General features: G+C 62.8%; 17 protein-coding genes and 1 other RNA gene. 8 read left to right on the top strand and 10 right to left on the bottom strand.

Going from position 1 to position 15,744, the window contains the following annotated elements; genetic code table 11:
- Positions 1-10 precede the first annotated feature (10 nt).
- Entirely contained in the window at positions 11-1,054 is a 1,044-nt protein-coding gene (locus GA0071312_RS08540; RefSeq protein WP_074444620.1) for a GMP reductase, read from the top strand.
- 37 nt (positions 1,055-1,091) lie between these two features.
- Here GA0071312_RS08540 and GA0071312_RS08535 read toward each other — a convergent pair whose 3' ends face one another.
- On the bottom strand, positions 1,092-2,147 hold the full coding sequence (locus tag GA0071312_RS08535; protein ID WP_074446017.1) for a PA0069 family radical SAM protein: 1,056 nt from the start codon (positions 2,145-2,147) through the stop codon (positions 1,092-1,094).
- A gap of 341 nt (positions 2,148-2,488) precedes the next feature.
- Here GA0071312_RS08535 and GA0071312_RS08530 point away from each other — a divergent pair, with 341 nt between their 5' ends.
- Positions 2,489-3,013, top strand: coding sequence for a hypothetical protein (locus GA0071312_RS08530; protein WP_165603994.1), 525 nt, complete (start codon positions 2,489-2,491; stop codon positions 3,011-3,013).
- An 8-nt stretch (positions 3,014-3,021) separates the two neighbouring features.
- Here the strand turns inward: GA0071312_RS08530 and GA0071312_RS08525 are convergent, their stop codons facing one another.
- Entirely contained in the window at positions 3,022-3,465 is a 444-nt protein-coding gene (locus tag GA0071312_RS08525) for a DUF1810 domain-containing protein (protein WP_074444618.1), read from the bottom strand.
- Between the two features lie 125 nt (positions 3,466-3,590).
- On the opposite strand from GA0071312_RS08525, the gene GA0071312_RS08520 reads away from it, so the two are divergent.
- Together GA0071312_RS08520 and GA0071312_RS08515 are read left to right on the top strand one after the other, a co-directional pair.
- Positions 3,591-4,547 carry an AEC family transporter gene (locus GA0071312_RS08520; protein ID WP_338056822.1) on the top strand — a complete coding sequence of 319 codons (957 nt, stop codon included), beginning with the start codon at positions 3,591-3,593 and terminating at the stop codon, positions 4,545-4,547.
- A gap of 159 nt (positions 4,548-4,706) precedes the next feature.
- Entirely contained in the window at positions 4,707-4,967 is a 261-nt protein-coding gene (locus GA0071312_RS08515; protein ID WP_074444617.1) for a hypothetical protein, read from the top strand.
- A gap of 33 nt (positions 4,968-5,000) precedes the next feature.
- Here the strand turns inward: GA0071312_RS08515 and dprA are convergent, their stop codons facing one another.
- From dprA to GA0071312_RS08495, 4 genes are read right to left on the bottom strand one after another with little or no spacing between them, the layout of a single operon-like run.
- Positions 5,001-6,251, bottom strand: a complete 1,251-nt coding sequence (gene dprA, locus GA0071312_RS08510; protein WP_074444616.1) for a DNA-processing protein DprA — start codon at positions 6,249-6,251, stop codon at positions 5,001-5,003.
- On the bottom strand, positions 6,229-6,864 hold the full coding sequence (gene plsY / locus GA0071312_RS08505) for a glycerol-3-phosphate 1-O-acyltransferase PlsY (RefSeq protein WP_074444615.1): 636 nt from the start codon (positions 6,862-6,864) through the stop codon (positions 6,229-6,231). Before plsY ends, dprA begins: the two co-directional genes overlap by 23 nt.
- Before the next feature lie 43 nt (positions 6,865-6,907).
- Positions 6,908-8,203 carry a dihydroorotase gene (locus GA0071312_RS08500; protein ID WP_074444614.1) on the bottom strand — a complete coding sequence of 432 codons (1,296 nt, stop codon included), beginning with the start codon at positions 8,201-8,203 and terminating at the stop codon, positions 6,908-6,910.
- Positions 8,204-8,239: 36 nt separating this feature from the next.
- The gene (locus tag GA0071312_RS08495; protein WP_074444613.1) at positions 8,240-9,187 is read right to left on the bottom strand and encodes an aspartate carbamoyltransferase catalytic subunit; all 948 of its coding nucleotides are present in this window, start codon (positions 9,185-9,187) and stop codon (positions 8,240-8,242) included.
- An 87-nt stretch (positions 9,188-9,274) separates the two neighbouring features.
- On the opposite strand from GA0071312_RS08495, the gene ssrA reads away from it, so the two are divergent.
- Positions 9,275-9,637: a transfer-messenger RNA gene (gene ssrA / locus GA0071312_RS08490) on the top strand.
- A gap of 101 nt (positions 9,638-9,738) precedes the next feature.
- Positions 9,739-10,509 (top strand): ClpXP protease specificity-enhancing factor SspB, encoded by a 771-nt coding sequence (locus GA0071312_RS08485; RefSeq protein ID WP_074444612.1) that lies wholly within the window; start codon positions 9,739-9,741, stop codon positions 10,507-10,509.
- 374 nt (positions 10,510-10,883) lie between these two features.
- Here GA0071312_RS08485 and GA0071312_RS08480 read toward each other — a convergent pair whose 3' ends face one another.
- Entirely contained in the window at positions 10,884-11,315 is a 432-nt protein-coding gene (locus GA0071312_RS08480) for a hypothetical protein (RefSeq protein WP_074444611.1), read from the bottom strand.
- 238 nt (positions 11,316-11,553) lie between these two features.
- Here GA0071312_RS08480 and GA0071312_RS08475 point away from each other — a divergent pair, with 238 nt between their 5' ends.
- Complete coding sequence (locus GA0071312_RS08475) at positions 11,554-11,718, top strand: AbrB/MazE/SpoVT family DNA-binding domain-containing protein (protein ID WP_131817751.1); 165 nt, start codon at positions 11,554-11,556, stop codon at positions 11,716-11,718.
- Between the two features lie 17 nt (positions 11,719-11,735).
- Here GA0071312_RS08475 and GA0071312_RS08470 read toward each other — a convergent pair whose 3' ends face one another.
- The 3 genes from GA0071312_RS08470 to GA0071312_RS08460 form a co-directional block, all read right to left on the bottom strand.
- Complete coding sequence (locus tag GA0071312_RS08470; protein WP_074444609.1) at positions 11,736-13,205, bottom strand: ATP-dependent nuclease; 1,470 nt, start codon at positions 13,203-13,205, stop codon at positions 11,736-11,738.
- Positions 13,206-13,711: 506 nt separating this feature from the next.
- Positions 13,712-14,086, bottom strand: coding sequence for a type II toxin-antitoxin system death-on-curing family toxin (locus GA0071312_RS08465; RefSeq protein ID WP_074444608.1), 375 nt, complete (start codon positions 14,084-14,086; stop codon positions 13,712-13,714).
- Complete coding sequence (locus GA0071312_RS08460) at positions 14,083-14,310, bottom strand: hypothetical protein (protein WP_238947157.1); 228 nt, start codon at positions 14,308-14,310, stop codon at positions 14,083-14,085. The genes GA0071312_RS08465 and GA0071312_RS08460 overlap by 4 nt, the downstream gene beginning before the upstream one ends.
- A gap of 269 nt (positions 14,311-14,579) precedes the next feature.
- On the opposite strand from GA0071312_RS08460, the gene GA0071312_RS08455 reads away from it, so the two are divergent.
- Positions 14,580-15,743 (top strand): ABC transporter ATP-binding protein, encoded by a 1,164-nt coding sequence (locus tag GA0071312_RS08455; protein ID WP_074444606.1) that lies wholly within the window; start codon positions 14,580-14,582, stop codon positions 15,741-15,743.
- Position 15,744: the final 1 nt, after the last annotated feature.

Genomic DNA, 15,744 nt, shown 5'->3' with positions numbered 1-15,744 from the left:
GAGTAACGCCATGCGCATCGAAAACGAACCGAAACTCGACTTCAAGGACGTGCTGATCCGCCCCAAGCGCTCGACGCTCGGCTCACGCGCCGAGGTCGAGATCGAGCGCGCCTTCCGTTTCGCCCATACGGGTCGGGAATGGCGTGGCTTCCCGATGATCGCGGCGAATATGGATGTCGTGGGCACGATACCGATGGCCCGCGCGCTCGCACGTCACGGCGCGCTCGTGGCTTTGCACAAGCATTATCCGGAAGACCTGCTCGTCGATTTTTTTGCAAGCGGCGAGCCGCAGCACGCCTTTTATTCCCTCGGCACGGCGGAGGCCGACTGGGAGAAGTTTCGCGCCGTCAAGCGCCGCGCGCCGATCGGCATGATCTGCCTGGACGTCGCCAACGGCTATACCGAGAAATTCGTCGAGATGGTCGCGCAGGCGCGGGATGAGAATCCGGATGCGGTGATCATGGCGGGCAATGTGGTGACCGGCGACATGACCGAGGCGCTGGTCCTCGCCGGCGCCGATATTGTCAAGGTGGGAATCGGCCCCGGTTCGGTCTGTACCACACGCAAGATGACCGGGGTGGGCTATCCGCAACTCTCCGCCGTGATCGAATGCGCCGATGCGGCTCACGGACTCAAGGGGCTGGTCTGCGCCGATGGCGGCTGCACCGTACCGGGCGACATCGCCAAGGCCTATGGCGGCGGCGCGGATTTCGTCATGCTCGGCGGCATGCTCGCGGGCCACGACGAATGCGAGGGCGAAATCGTCTACGATGAGATCGACGGTGAGCGCGGCGCGAAATCCATGGTCTTCTACGGCATGTCCTCCGATACCGCGATGAAGAAATATTCCGGCGGCGTCGCGCATTACCGTGCCTCGGAAGGCAAGACGGTCGAGGTGGCCTATCGCGGCCCGGTCGATGATACGATGCAGGAAATCACGGGCGGCGTGCGTTCGATGATGACCTATATTGGCGCCACCCGGCTCAAGGAGGTGCCCAAGCGCACCACCTTCGTCATGGTCGGCGCCCAGCTCAACACCGTGTTCGGACAGTGAGACGGGCGCGGGTTGCGGGAAGCCGGGATCATGGCGCTCAGAACAGCGCCAGCTGGCCAGGTGCCGAGCGGGCCGGCTTGCAGAACAGATCGGTGCGCAGTCTCACGCGTTCCGCATTGAAACCAAGCCGGTTGGCCGCGATCTCGAAGCGCCGCCCGATCGCCCAGGCGATCGGCCCGGTACCGCTCTGGCGCACGCCCCAGCGGGAATCGTAATCCTTGCCGCCCTGCATGTCCTGCACCAGCGACATCACGTGCTGTGCGCGCTGGGGGAAATGCTCGGCGAGCCAGTCGCGCGCCAGCGCCTTCACCTCATGCGGCAGGCGCAGCATGACGTAACCCGCCTCGCGGGCGCCGGCTTCATAGGCGGCGTCGAGCAGGCGCTCGATCTCGTGATCGTTGATGGCCGGCACGACCGGCGCCACCAGGACGCTGACCGGAATCCCCTCAGCACGCAGCCGCCGGATGGTCTCGAGCCGCACGCCCGGCGCCGCCGCCCTTGGCTCCATCTTGCGCGAGAGGCGCGGATCGAGCGTCGTCAGCGAGATCGCCACCTTGACGAGGCCCTGCTCGGCCATCGGCCCGAGAATGTCGAGATCGCGGGTCACGAGCCCGGATTTGGTGACGATCCCGACCGGATGCCGCGTGCGCGCGAGCACTTCCAGAATGCCGCGCGTGATCTTCATGCGCTTCTCGATCGGCTGGTACGGGTCGGTATTGGTGCCGATGGCGATGGTGCGCGGGCTGTAGCCGCGCGCCGCCAGTTCCCGCTCCAGCAAGGCGGGTGCATCAGGCTTGGCGAAGAGTCGCGTCTCGAAATCGAGCCCGGCCGACAGTCCCTGATAAGCATGGCTGGGCCGCGCAAAGCAGTAGAAACAACCATGCTCGCAACCCCGATACGGATTGACCGATCGGTCGAAACCGAGATCGGGGGAGGCATTGCGCGTGATGATCGTCCTGGGGCGCTCATGCGTCACTTCCGTGCGCAGCGGCGCGACCTCCTCGGGAATGTCCCAGGAATCGTCGAAAGTCTCACGCGTGACACGCTCGAAACGCCCGGTCTCGTTCGTCAGCGCGCCGCGCCCGCGCCGCATCCCCGCATCCAGGGGAGCCGGGCGCGGAGCAATGCGCTGATCGAGACGTTCGCGCCAGTCACGGTGTTGCAGATGATTCGGCTTCATCGCGAATCTCCTTCATTGATGAGAACAAAATAGAACATTAATCAAACATTGGCAAGTCTGACCGGAACATACACCCCGCAGGCCTTGTGATGGCGGGCATGCCGGGTGCGCAAATCCTTGCCAGAGCGGCACCCGGGCGCCTAAAGCAGGGGTTGCGATCACCGGCGACGCGCATCGGAACAGGCAGCATGGCCCGCAAGGACGAGATTTCAGCAGACGAACCCCATTATCTGCACGCGCCGCGACCGGCGAGCATGCCGGTTTCTTTCCGGCTGCGCGGGAACCGACTGATCGTCGAGCGGCTGGGCAGCGAGCAGGCGATACCGCTTGCGCAGATCACCGAGGCGCGTCTGACCTACGAGCCGCGCTCCTTCGCGCAGAGGCTCTATCGCATCCGCCTGCGGCTCGCGAGCGGGGGAAACCTGTCGCTGCATTCGGTAAATTTCCGCTCGATGGTCTTCGCCGATCGCCAGGAAGAAGCCTATGCCGCCTTCGTGAAGGCACTGTTGCCCGCCATCGCCGAAGCCAATCCGCAGGCGCGCTTCACAGCCGGGCGCACGCCCTTCGTCTGGGGGGCGCTGATCGTGACGACGATCGCGATCTTCCTGGCCATCGCCTATTTCGTGATCTTCGCGCTGCGGGAAGGCGAAGTGGCGGCGATCGCCATCGGCCTGTTCATCGGCGCTGCCGGCCTGTGGCAGATGCTGCCGATCGTGCGCCTCAACCGCCCCCGCGATTTCCGCCCACAGGATCCGCCGGCGCTGTTGATGGGCGGGTAGAGGAGGCGTCAAGCCCGCTCACCCTCCAGCATCGCCAGCGTGCGGGAATCGCGCGCGCCGCCATGAAACACATCGAGCGCCTCGGCGAAAAGCGCACGATCACGCGGGTCATCGGCGATGGCCTCGAACAGGGTCAGGCGGGAGCGTGACTTTTGATCATCGGGGGAGCCGAGTATGGCGCGGATCGGCTTGTCGCGATGCCGCAGCAGAAGCCTCACGCAGTGGCGCAGGCGCGCCCCGAGCACCGGGTCGGCGAGATAGGCACGCGCCTCGTCCGGATTTGCTATACCGTAGAAATGCGCCGTTTGGCTGCGCCCGAGACCCCGCAATTGCGGAAACACGAACCACATCCAGTGCGTGCGCTTGCATCCGGCTTCCAGCTCGGCACAGGCGGTTTCGAAGACATTCTTCTGCGCCTCGAGAAAGCGTGCGAGAGAGGTGGCTTGCTCCATCGGATGATCTCCCTGGCGATACCTTACCCGCCCAAAGACACGCGCGAACCCCGAATCGCACATCGCGAAACGCGCATTGACAGCGCCTGCGCCTGCGGCGAACTGTGCCGCTGCATATCTGCATCGTGCGATTTCAAAAGGCCGACAGCTTCATGGGTTCCGTTCTCGCTTCGCTTGTCCCGGTATTCCTGGTGATCATTGCCGGCTGGGCCGCGCGCGTGAGCGGTTTCGTGGAGGAGCGCCACTGGCCGGGGATCGAACGGATCACCTATGTCATCTTCTTTCCCGCCATCATCATCAACACACTCGCGCGGGCGGACCTGTCGGAAGTGCCGGTGCTCGGCATGGGCGGAGCGATGATCGCCGCGATCCTGCTGATCGCCTCGCTGCTGCTCGCCCTGCGCAGCGCCCTGCTCGCGCGTCTGCGCATCGACGGGCCGGCCTTCACCTCGCTGTTTCAAGGCTGCACGCGCTGGAACACCTTCGTGGGGCTTGCCGTGGCTGGGGCGATGTATGGCGAGATCGGGCTCGCGCTGATGGCGGTCGCGGTAGCGGCGATGATTCCGTTGCTCAACCTGCTCGCCATCGGCGTGCTCGTACGCTACGCCTCCGGCACGCCACAGAGCCCGGCCATGATCGCACGCACGATCGTGACCAACCCGTTCATCTGGTCGTCGGTCACGGGGATCGTGCTCAATGTGACCGGCCTGCCGATTCCCGACTTCATTGGAAGCACCATCGGCATACTCGGTGATGCAGCGCTCGCAGCCGGCCTGCTGGTGGTCGGGGCCGGGCTCGACATGCGTCGCCTGGCCCGCCCGCGGGCGCCGCACTGGCTCTCGATCGGGCTGAAGCTGTTCCTCCTGCCCGTGATCGCGATCACCATCGCGCGGCTGGCCGGCGTAAGCGGCGACGATCTCGCCATCGTCGCCATCGCCACCACCGTGCCCACGGCCAGCGGCGGCTATATTCTCGCAAAGCAGATGGGGGGCGACGCGCCCTTGATGGCGGAGATCATCACGCTGCAAACACTTCTGGCGATCTTGACGATGCCGATTATGATAACACTTCTGATCGCCTGACAGCCGTACACGCACAATTCAGAATTTTGCACAACCGCGCGAAAAACCGTCGACACGATGCAACTTTTTGATGTAAATTGATTTGCATCTAATATAGGTTGCAAAACGACCGGTCACGCGCATGCCGCGCTGCCGGTGGTTCGAGCCTCGGGGTCATGCATGCCTTTGCCAAAGCGCAAGAATCAGGATTCGGACAAGACGGCGCGGCAAGCGCCGTCCGAGGGGCCGGATCAACTCGAAACCGCACGCTATATCGCGGCGCTCACTGCGGAACTGAGCATGATGGCGCGCCGGGCCGATCTGCCCTTGCTCAGCTATTTTCTGGAAATGGCCCGCACCGAAGCCGCGAATGCGGCGCAGCCCCTGCGCCGTGCCGGGAAAGCCACGCGCGAGCGCCAGCCACCCTCCGATCAGGGCTGATCGGATCCGGCTTCCCGAAACCCGCCCGACCGCTCACCCGGCCAGCAGGGAAACCGCATTGCCGCCATGGCGCTCCAGCCGGCCGCCGATTTCGAGCTCCATCAGCACGCTGTGCACGATCCGCACGGGCAGCCCCGATTGCCGCGACAGATCATCGACGGAAACCGGGCTCGGACCGAGCAGATTGAGCATCACCTGCTGCGGATCGGCCTCCGGCGCGCGCGCAAGCGCTTCCTCGTCATCCGGCGCATCGGCGAAGGCCGGCGCGCGATCGGGTTCCTGTGCTGGAACCGGCGCGCGTACCGGGGTGATCAGCGGCTCGGCGAAATCGAGGAAGTCGAGCTCGTCCCACAGGTCCTCGACATCCTCACCGGCGAATTCCTCGCGCGCCTCTATTCGGCTTTCCCAATCGGTATCGATCAGCGGCATCAGGGTTTCGACGACGTGCTCGGCGCTCGCGCAGAGATTGGCACCCTGCCGGATCAGATCATTGGTGCCCTCCGCGCGGGGATCGAGCGGTGAGCCCGGAACCGCGAAGACCTCGCGGCCCTGCTCCATGGCGAAACGCGCGGTGATCAGTGAGCCCGAGCGCCGCGCCGCCTCGATCACCACCACCCCAAGCGACAGGGCCGAGACGATGCGGTTGCGGCGCGGGAAATCGCGGGCACGCGGCTCCCAGCCGAGCGGCATCTCCGAGATCGCCGCCCCGCCTTCTGCGATGATGCGCTCCAGGAGCGCCTTGTTCTGGGCGGGATAGATGCGATCATGCCCGCCGGCGAGGATCGCGATCGTATGCGCCGGCACCGCCTTGTGCGCAGCGGTATCGATGCCGCGTGCGAGCCCCGAGACGACACTGAAGCCCGCCTCCCCCAATTCGCCCGCGAGCCTTCCCGTGAAGGTGAGCCCGGCAGCGGAGGCGTTGCGTGAGCCGACAATGCCCACAGCGGGGCGATGCAGGATGGCGGCATCCCCGCGCACGCAGATGACCGGCGGCGCGGTATCCGCCGCATGCAGCGGTTTGGGATAATCCGGCTCGCCCATGGCGATGAAACGCCCACCCAGCCGTTCGGCGGCTTCCATCTCGCGCAGAACCTGGGAATGCGAGGCGATGCGGATGGCGTTACGCCCGCCCTTGCGCGCCAGATCGGGCAAGGCCTCGAGCGCATTCGCCGCGCCGCCATAGCGGTTGATCAGCGCACGGAAGGTGCGCGGCCCCACATTCTCGCTGCGAATCAGACGCAGCCAGTCGACCCTCTGTTCGTCACTCAGATTTGCCGTGCTCATCCCGCTTCTTGCCGATCCTGCTTTCGGTTCCTGATACCAATCTGGAAATGTTTTCCCGATGTTTCCACCAAAGCAGGATTGTAAGCAAGATGGCAAGTTCCGCCATCTGTCCTTCTCCCAGCCACCACAGGGCGGCGGGAGCCGAGAGCGAGGCGATCAGCGCGGAGAGGGAGGAGTAGCGCGTGGTCGCGGCGACGATGAGCCAGAGCCCGCAGAAGATCAGCGCCGTCCAGAGGTTGAGCCCGATCAGCACGCCGATATAGGTCGCGACACCCTTGCCGCCACGAAAGCCGAGCCAGACCGGATAACAATGCCCGAGAAACGCCCCGAAACCGGCCAGGATTGCCGTATTCGGCCCCCATTGCCAGGCGATCCATACGGCAACCGTGCCCTTGAACGCATCCAGAAGGAGCGTCGCGGCGGCGAGATCCTTGCGGCCCGTGCGCAGCACATTGGTGGTGCCGATATTGCCCGAGCCGATCTTGCGGACATCACCGAGACCCGCGAGGCGGGTCAGGACGAGACCGAAGGGGATCGATCCGAGCAGATAGCCGAACAGGCCCGCCGCCAGGAAAAAGGGCCAGGCCAGCGCCCAGCTCATGGTTTCAGGCATGTCTCCTCCCCCGGAAACGGGTGCGCCGTCTCATCTGGCATGATCAGTCTTCGAGCCGATGCACGCAAGCCCCGCCGACATGGGTGCGCAGCACCCGCCCCTCGAGCCGGGCCTCGTCGAAAGGCGTATTCTTGGAGCGCGAGCGCAGATCATCCTTGTCGAGCACATAGGGCATGTCGGGATCGAACAACACCAGATCCGCCGGCGCGCCGGTCTCCAGCCGCCCACCCGCAATGCCGAGGATCTCCGCCGGGCGCGTCGACATGGCATGGAGCAGGCGCACGAGCGGCACTGCATCGGCATGATGCAGGCGCAAAGCCGCCGAGAGCATCGTCTCGACGCCGACCGCCCCGTTCGCCGCCTCGGCGAAGGGCAGCCGCTTGGTCTCGACATCCTGGGGGTCGTGATCGGAGACGATGACGTCGATCGTGCCGGCAGCGAGCGCGGCGATCACGGCCAGCCGTTCGTCCTCGTGGCGCAGGGGCGGGGAGAGTTTGCAGAAAGTGCGATAATCGCCGATATCGTTTTCATTGAGCGTGAGATGGTTGATCGAGACGCCGCAGGTCACGGCGAGGCCGGCCTGTTTCGCCCGGCTCATGATCTCCACCGAATCCGCGCAGGAGATCAGCGCCGCGTGATAGCGCCCGCCGGTCAGGCGCACGAGCCGCATGTCGCGCTCGAGCGGGATCGTCTCCGCCTCGCACGGAATGCCGAGCAGGCCGAGCCGCGTGGCGAATTCGCCCTCGTTCATCACCCCGTCACCGACGAGATCGGCATCCTCGCAATGGTTGATCAGGAGCGCCCCCGCATCACGGGCATAAAGCAGCGCCCGGCGCAGGACACGGGGGTTGGAGACGCTCTTTGCCCCATCCGTGAAGGCGATGGCGCCGGCCTCGCCGAGGAGGCCGAACTCCGTCATCTCATGGCCCGCGAGCCCCTTGGTCAGCGCGGCTGCGGGGTGGATGCGCACCTGCGCCGTGTCGCGCGCCCGGCGCAGGACGTAATCGACCAGGGCGGGATCATCGACCACCGGACTGGTATCGGGCATGGTCAGGATGGTGGTGACACCACCCGCCGCTGCCGCCGCGCTGAGCGAAGCGAAAGTCTCGCGGTGTTCGGCTCCCGGCTCGCCGACGAAGGCGCGCATGTCGATCAGCCCCGGCGCCAGAACCGCCCCGCCGCAATCGACCACCTCGGCACCGTCCGGAGCTTGCGGGAAGCTGCCCCAGGCGATATCGGCGATCACCGCGTTCTCGATCCGCAGCGCGCCGAAACCGTCGCGGCCCGTGGCCGGGTCGATCAGGCGGGCATTGGTGAGGATGACGGGGGCGTTGGACATGGTCGCCTCGCTGGGCTGTTCATTCGTGAGGGAGGATCAAGCCTTGCCGGGCAGATGCATGGCGAGCGCCTCGAGCACCGCCATGCGCACGGCCACGCCCATCTCGACCTGCTCTCGGATCAGCGATTGCGGCCCGTCGGCGACATCGGATGCGATCTCGACGCCGCGATTCATCGGGCCGGGATGCATCACCAGCGCGTCCGGCGCGGCGAGGGCGAGCTTTTCGCGGTCGAGCCCGTAATAGCGGAAATACTCCTTCACCGAGGGCACGAAGGAGCCGTTCATGCGCTCGCGCTGGAGGCGCAGCATCATCACGATATCGGCCCCGGCGAGCCCCCGCGCCATGTCGGAGAAGGTCTCGAATCCGAGTTGCGCGATCCCCGCCGGCAGCAACGTCGAGGGTGCGACGAGGCGCACCCGCGCGCCCATGGCCGCAAGCAGGATCATGTTGGAGCGCGCCACCCGCGAATGCAGGATATCGCCGCAGATCGCCACGGTGAGCCCGGCAATGGTGCCCTTGTTGCGGCGGATGGTGAGCGCGTCGAGCAACGCCTGGGTGGGATGTTCGTGGGAGCCGTCGCCGGCATTGATCACCGAGCAATCGACCTTGCGCGCCAGCAGGTTGACGGCGCCCGCCGCATCATGGCGCACGACGATCAGATCGGGCCGCATGGCGTTGAGCGTGGCGGCGGTGTCGATCAGGGTCTCGCCCTTCTTCACCGAGGAGGAGGCGACTGACATGTTCATCACATCGGCGCCGAGCCTTTTGCCGGCGAGCTCGAAAGAGGCCTGGGTGCGGGTGGAGGGCTCGAAGAACAGGTTGATCTGCGTGCGCCCGCGCAGGGTCGCCTTCTTCTTCTCGACCTGCCGCGAGACATCGACCGCCGCATCGGCGAGATCGAGCAGCGCCTTGATATCCAGCGGCGAGAGGCCCTCGATACCGAGGAGGTGGCGGTGCGGGAAACGGGGCTGTGCGTCTGTCATCGTGAAACAACGCCTTAGCCGCGAATCCCGCGCCCCGCAAGCGCTCGCGCACCGGCTGCGGCGATGATCCACGAAAACCCGCCCTGCCCCCTTTCGCGGGACGGGGAGAGCGCCTATATTCGGATTGTCGTCGCAAGGCGACTATGGCGATAAATGATTGTCAGAATAAACCCTTCGGACCCGGGGGCGGTACCCGGCGCCTCCACCGAAGCCCAGCGCGCGCGAAGCTGGGTTTCGGTGGGGGCGAAACAGGATCGACGGGGGCGTAAAAGGCAATTTTTCGCTCGGCATGGTTCCGCCGTTATCGGGCCAAAACAGTAGTTGCGAATGACAACTCTGCTATGGAAGTCCGTGCGGCCGCGTAATGCGGCTTAAGGATTCCGATCCAAGTCCTGGCGGTTAGCGTCGTCAGGCGGGGCCCGGAGGCGCCTGGCAACAGAAGCCTCCACTTCATTCCCACTTTCCTATGGCGCTTTCGTGCCACATATTGCATCAATGGGCGCGATCACGATACCAGCCCAGTTAAGAACAGCCGAGCGCCGGACACAACCATGACGCAAGACCTGATCCGCTACGATCTCCTCGTACAGGACGCCCTCAAGGGCGTGGTGCGCAAGGTTCTGGGGGATGCCGCCCGCGAGGGGCTGCCCGGCGAGCATCATTTCTACGTCTCCTTCCGCACCGATTTCCCCGGCGTGCGCCTGTCGACGCGCATGCGCGAGAAATACCCGCAGGACATGACGATCGTGCTGCAGCACCAGTTCTGGGATCTTTCGGTAACCGAGCATGCGCTGGAGGTCGGGCTTTCCTTCTCCGGCGTGCCCGAGCGGCTTTTGATCCCGTTCGACGCGCTGACCGGCTTCTTCGACCCCTCCGTGCAGTTCGGCCTCAAATTCGAGTTGCAGGATCCCCCTGCCCTGTCCGGCGATGCGGGCGACAAGTCCGACAACGGCGTCGCCACGCTTCGCCCCGCATCCGGCCCCGCATCCGGCCCGCCCCCCGCCCGCACCCTGCGCGGTGCCGGCTCCGAGCCCGACACCGCCGAACCGGCAGCGGCCGGCGAATCCGGCGAGACGGCGGAATCCGGGAGCGCGGGCGAGACGCCGGACGCGCCGAAAAAGGCGACGAAATCCACCTCGAAATCCAGGCCCGCCAAAAAGACCGCCGGCAAATCCGCCGACAAGGCGGATGCCGAGAAGGCCGATGCCGGGAAGGCCGATGCCGGGAAGGCCGATCCGGATGAGTCGGCGGAGGAAGCCCCCGAGGACAAGACCCCCGGCGCCGAGGTCGTCAGCCTCGACGCGTTCCGCAAGAAGAACTGAACCCCGCGCCGAGAGCCCCTCCATGCAGGCTGCAACCGGACTCCCCTCTCCCCGGTGGAGAGGGGTTGGGGGTGAGGGGCGCATCAGACGAAATCCCGCCCGCAATGAAGGCCGCAGCCGCCATCGACGCTGGAGAATAATCCCCCACGCCCCTCACCCCCGGCCCCTCTCCGCGAGGGAGAGGGGAGATACTCTCCATGCAGGCCGCAACCGGACTCCCCTCTCCCCGGTGGAGAGGGGTTGGGGGTGAGGGGCGCATCAGGATAGAGCGCGCCCGCGATGAAGGCCGCAGCCGCCATCGACGCTGGAGAATAATCCCCCACGCCCCTCACCCCCGGCCCCTCTCCGCGAGGGAGAGGGGAGGGAGCGCGGCGTCAGGCGGCGAGGGGGGCTGGCTGGCGGATGCGCTCGACGGCGTCTCGGATCCCGTGCAGGCGGGTGAGGATGGTGTCGGCCAGGGTGCTCAGGGCATGGTTGAGTTCGCGATCGTGGAGATCGGCGAAGGCCATGTCGAGGGCGGTGATGAGCGCGCGCAGATGGTCGAGGTCGTCGGTGACGTCGAGAAGCGCGATCTGCAATTCGTCCGGGAGCGCGGGCCGGGATGCGGGCGCGGATGCGGCGAGCGAGGTGGCGAGCGATGCGGCGCAATACGCTTCGAGCAACGCCTTCATCTGCGCGATCTCGGCGGGGGAGCGGCGAACGCCGTCTTTGGTGAAGACGCGCGCGAGCCAGGCGGCGTCTGCCGGGGTCAGGCCGTGGTTTTCTTCAGGGTTCGAAGAAGGGTTGTTGCCGGAAAAGGGGTTCATGCCAGCCCCCTTTCGCCTGCCGGGACCGTGACGCTTGCATGAATCACACCCGGACATACCGAGATCACTTCCGCCACGCGGGCGGTTTTGGTATCGCTGATTGCAGCCATTGGAAAAGGTCCTTTTTCTGATGGTCAGAGCCGGGTGGGAGGGGGCATCCTCCTGCTCGGCTCGATTGTGATTCTAGCGGGAATGCGTGAGGGGTCAAGGGAGGATGTTGGGGGGTGAGGTGAACGCGATGCACAGGCTCTACATCATCAGCATGGGCGAAGCCACCGGCATGATTCTCCCCGATGACGTCATGGCCCGCTTCGGAGCCAGCAAAGGCGACACCCTCTGCGTCATCGAAGCGTCAGGCTGCGGCTACCGCCTGACAATGAAGAGCCGAAGTCTCGAAGTGTAGGACGTTCTCACAAAATGTCACTCTGAGATCTCCGAAATAAACTCTATTATTTCCCTCCAAAATTCGTGATTTTTCTCATTAAATAGATCAATCATTCCGGCCCGAATATAAATAGACGACACGAAATCAAGTTTCTCACTCAGAGACGAAAAAATTATGTGCGGGTCGCAAGCAGAATTTCTAACACTTTCGATTTCTCTTTTTATCCTATATTCATCAAATCTCGACAAAAAACATCTTTGTCGGATTAATGATATTAGATCATCCATATTGCTGTATATATAATCAAAAACAGTTCGCTCGGGAACATCATATCCGATAAATCTTGCACTGTCAGGCAGAGAGATATCTTCATCCTTACTGACATCTCCGTCAACTAACGCGATAGAAGGCACTCGTATTGTTGGATTTTCATTATGGAACTGACTAACTTTTACAACATTAGGGTATCCGCCAGCAGAAAAAACCTTTGTGGATTCAGCCAATCCGTTGCCATAGCGCCCAATGGCATTCTCAACCCATTCTTTTACAAAATCATCCTCTACATAAATCGTGCGCGTATTCGGAATGTTTCCAGTAATCGCCCGTAAGCTCTCTATGCTCAGTTTTCCATTCCATGCACGTTTATTAATCGACGCCCAAACAGCTTCTGAAGGTAGTTGGTCTACAGCCTCTTGAGAATGGGTTGTAAAAATGATTTGTAGTTTTTTCCTTTTTGCGGCATTTTGTAAATATTGAACAAAAAGGCGAACAGCTACAGGATGAAGGCCATTTTCAACCTCTTCAATTAATATCAATGAGTTATCTGGTGCGCTTTCAATCCTATCAATTGTTTCAATCACTGACGCCTCGCCCGCGCCAAAATGAAATTGTGAATACCCAATCTCACCCGACGTAGCTCCGACATACATCTTTATCAATTTATTCTCTCTTGAAACAACGACACGATAATGTTCTATACTTTTATCAAGAACCGCACTTGCATATTTTATTGTATCAATTCCTAAATTACGAATCTCAAATTTCTCTGGATCACCAGAAAGAAATTTTCTAAATCTAGTCAACTCCCCAGCAGGAACGGTTCGTTGGATTTCTATATATTCAACTGGGCGATCTTGAAATCCGTCACGCCGCCATTTTGATTGCGAAAAACGTGCCGTTCTAGTTATAATTCTATCTTTCGCAATATTTTTGTCAACAAGTTCGATTTCCACACTCCAGTCAGACATACTTTCATCGCCGATAAATGCTTTAGGAAAAAACTGTCCAGGTCGAATATTTTTGTACGACAATGCCGCGGCACCTAAAATAGTTGATTTCCCACCACCATTTGTTCCAACTAAAGCAGTAACAGGATTTTTGAATTCGATGCTCTCATCGGCAAAACCACGAACATTTTTCAAGCGAACTTTTTTAATAAACTGTCGATATTGATTTGCATGAACCCGCTCAAGTTCGCTAGCTACCTCATTTGGGGAAAGCTTCATTTGAACCTCACCTAGATAGGCCTGTATTAGGCACCATATTCTTCCCTCAGCACATTTTGACAAGTTAACAACAGCAGGCTGGAGTTGTAAATAATGTTACTTGTAAAGTTGTGGACAAAAGTCTTTTTTCGAATCGGCAAGTAGGCGCGCCATATATTGATACCGGTTGGAGCGATCAAACGAATGACGCCGAAAATGCGCCAAGCACTCTCCCCTTCCCCCCACGGCCGAATCCCCCTAACCCCTTACGGGTCAATCCTCTCCGGGGCGATCGGATGAAGCGTGGTGGGGTTCGGGCAATCCTCTCAGGTGCGGCAGGATTTTTGCGGCTTGGGCGGATCCGCTGGCCGAGCCATTCATCCGCTTCGATAACGTGCCCAAGCGATTCGCGGATCAGGTCGCGCTGGCCGATCTCTCACCCGATATCCATCAGCGCGCGCTCTCCTGCCTGCCCGCACCACCGTTCATCGTGCGCGACGGTCATGCGGCTATGCAGCGAGCGCCGCCTACGTTTCCCACGTATGGGCGCGCAACCAGGCTTCGAGCCGGTCGAACGTGAAGGTCCCGGCGTCGAGATTGTCGCTGATGAATGCGAAGGCGGTGTCGGCGTCCGCCGTGATGCGCCGCCCGTTGATCGCGAGAAACGTATAGGTCGCGGCGAAACCAATGCGCTTGTTGCCATCGACGAAGGCATGGTTCCTGGTCAGGCTTTCCCAAAGCGCGGCCGCTTGCCCGATCAGGTCGGCGTAATAGCCGGTCTGCGGTCGAAACAAGGCCGCTTCCAGCAATCCGGCATCCCGCAGCCCTTGCGTCCCGCCATAGCGCTCGATCTGGTCGACATGGATTGCAAGAACCTCGATGCCGGTCAGGTCGTCCGTCATTCGGCGAGCTTCTTGTAGAGGGGGGCGAATGTCTCATGGCTTGCCTGATAGGCCGCCATCACATGCGCGCGCGGCTTCCCCTGCCTGCGCTTCTCGATCAGGTCCGCCAAGGCCTCATCGACAAGCGCCTGAAGCTGCCGCCCCTCGCTCTGCGCGAGCTTGCGCAGCTCCGACAGGATTTCGGAACTGACCTGGGTGGCAAATTTCTCTCGGGGCGATGCCATGACCGATCTCCTCGCTGCAAGGATGCCTATCATGATCCATCATGAAACGCCAAGAAAGCCGGCTTCTGCCGGGCGGGCGGGGGACAAGCGCTGGATCGGGGCCGCCAGCCCTGATGCCGAAGCCGTTGCGAGCGAGCGAGGCGTGGCGTTCTGGCGGTTTTCGTTATCGCCTCGCGATGGCGCAGAGCCCGCGCCCCCAATCCTCCCCTTCCCCCACCCTCCAAAATCCCCTAAACCCCTGACGGGGCAATCCTCTCCGGGGTGGTCGGATGAAGCGTGGCGGGGTTCGGGCTATCGGGGCGGTGCGGCAGGATTTTGCGCCTTGGGCGGATCCTGACGCGGTGCCGTTCATTCGCTTCGATGACGTGACCAAACGATTCGGGGATCAGGCCGCAGTCGCGGATCTGTCGCTCGATATCTATCAGGGCGAGTTCTTCTGCCTGCTCGGGCCCTCGGGCTGCGGCAAGTCCACCCTGATGCGCATGCTCGCCGGGTTCGAGGCGCCGACACGGGGGCGGGTTCTGCTCGACGGGGCGGATCTCGCGGGCGTGGCGCCCAACCGCCGCCCGGTCAACATGATGTTTCAAAGCTATGCGCTGTTTCCGCATATGAGCGTCGAGAAGAACATCGCCTACGGCCTGCGGCAGGAGGGGATGGCGCGGGATGCGATTGCGGCGCGGGTCGCGGACATGCTCAAGCTGGTGCAGATGGAGCGCTTCGCCGGGCGCGCGCCCGATCAGCTCTCCGGCGGCCAGAAGCAGCGCGTCGCGCTCGCCCGGGCGCTGGCCAAACGCCCGCGCGTGCTCCTCCTCGACGAGCCGCTCGGCGCGCTCGACCGCAAGCTGCGCGAGGAGACGCAGTTCGAATTGATGGATATCCAGATCGCGCTCGGCACCACCTTCATCGTCGTCACCCACGACCAGGAAGAGGCCATGACCATGGCCGACCGGATCGCCGTGATGGATGCCGGGCGCGTCGTGCAGGTGGCGACGCCGGGCGAGATCTACGAGCAGCCGGCTTCGCGCTTCGTTGCGGATTTCGTGGGCGAGATCAACCTGTTCGAGGCGCGCGTCAGCGGTGGCGGTGACGATTCCAGCTGGGAGCTCGCCGCGCTTTCCGGCGAGACGCGGTTTCGCGTCGCGGATCCCGACGCGCGGCTCGGCGCCGGCGATCACGTCGCGGTGGCCGTGCGCCCGGAGAAGATGCGCGTCACCCGCGAGGCGCCGGGCGAAGCGTTCAACAGCCTTGCCGGCGAGATCTGGGATATCGGCTATCTCGGCGACTGGACGGTGTATCGCATCAAGCTCGATACCGGCCAGATCATCCGCGTCACCCGCGCCAATGCCACGCGCTACACCGAAAATCCGCTCGCCATGGAAGAGCGGGTGCATGTCGCCTTCGCGCCCGATACGGCCGTGATCCTGAGCGATTGAG

The organism is Saliniramus fredricksonii, assembly GCF_900094735.1.
In the GTDB taxonomy this organism is placed as follows: domain Bacteria; phylum Pseudomonadota; class Alphaproteobacteria; order Rhizobiales; family Beijerinckiaceae; genus Saliniramus; species Saliniramus fredricksonii.
The sequence above is the reverse complement of the archived record's forward strand: the minus strand, read 5'-3'. Positions and strand labels throughout refer to the sequence as shown.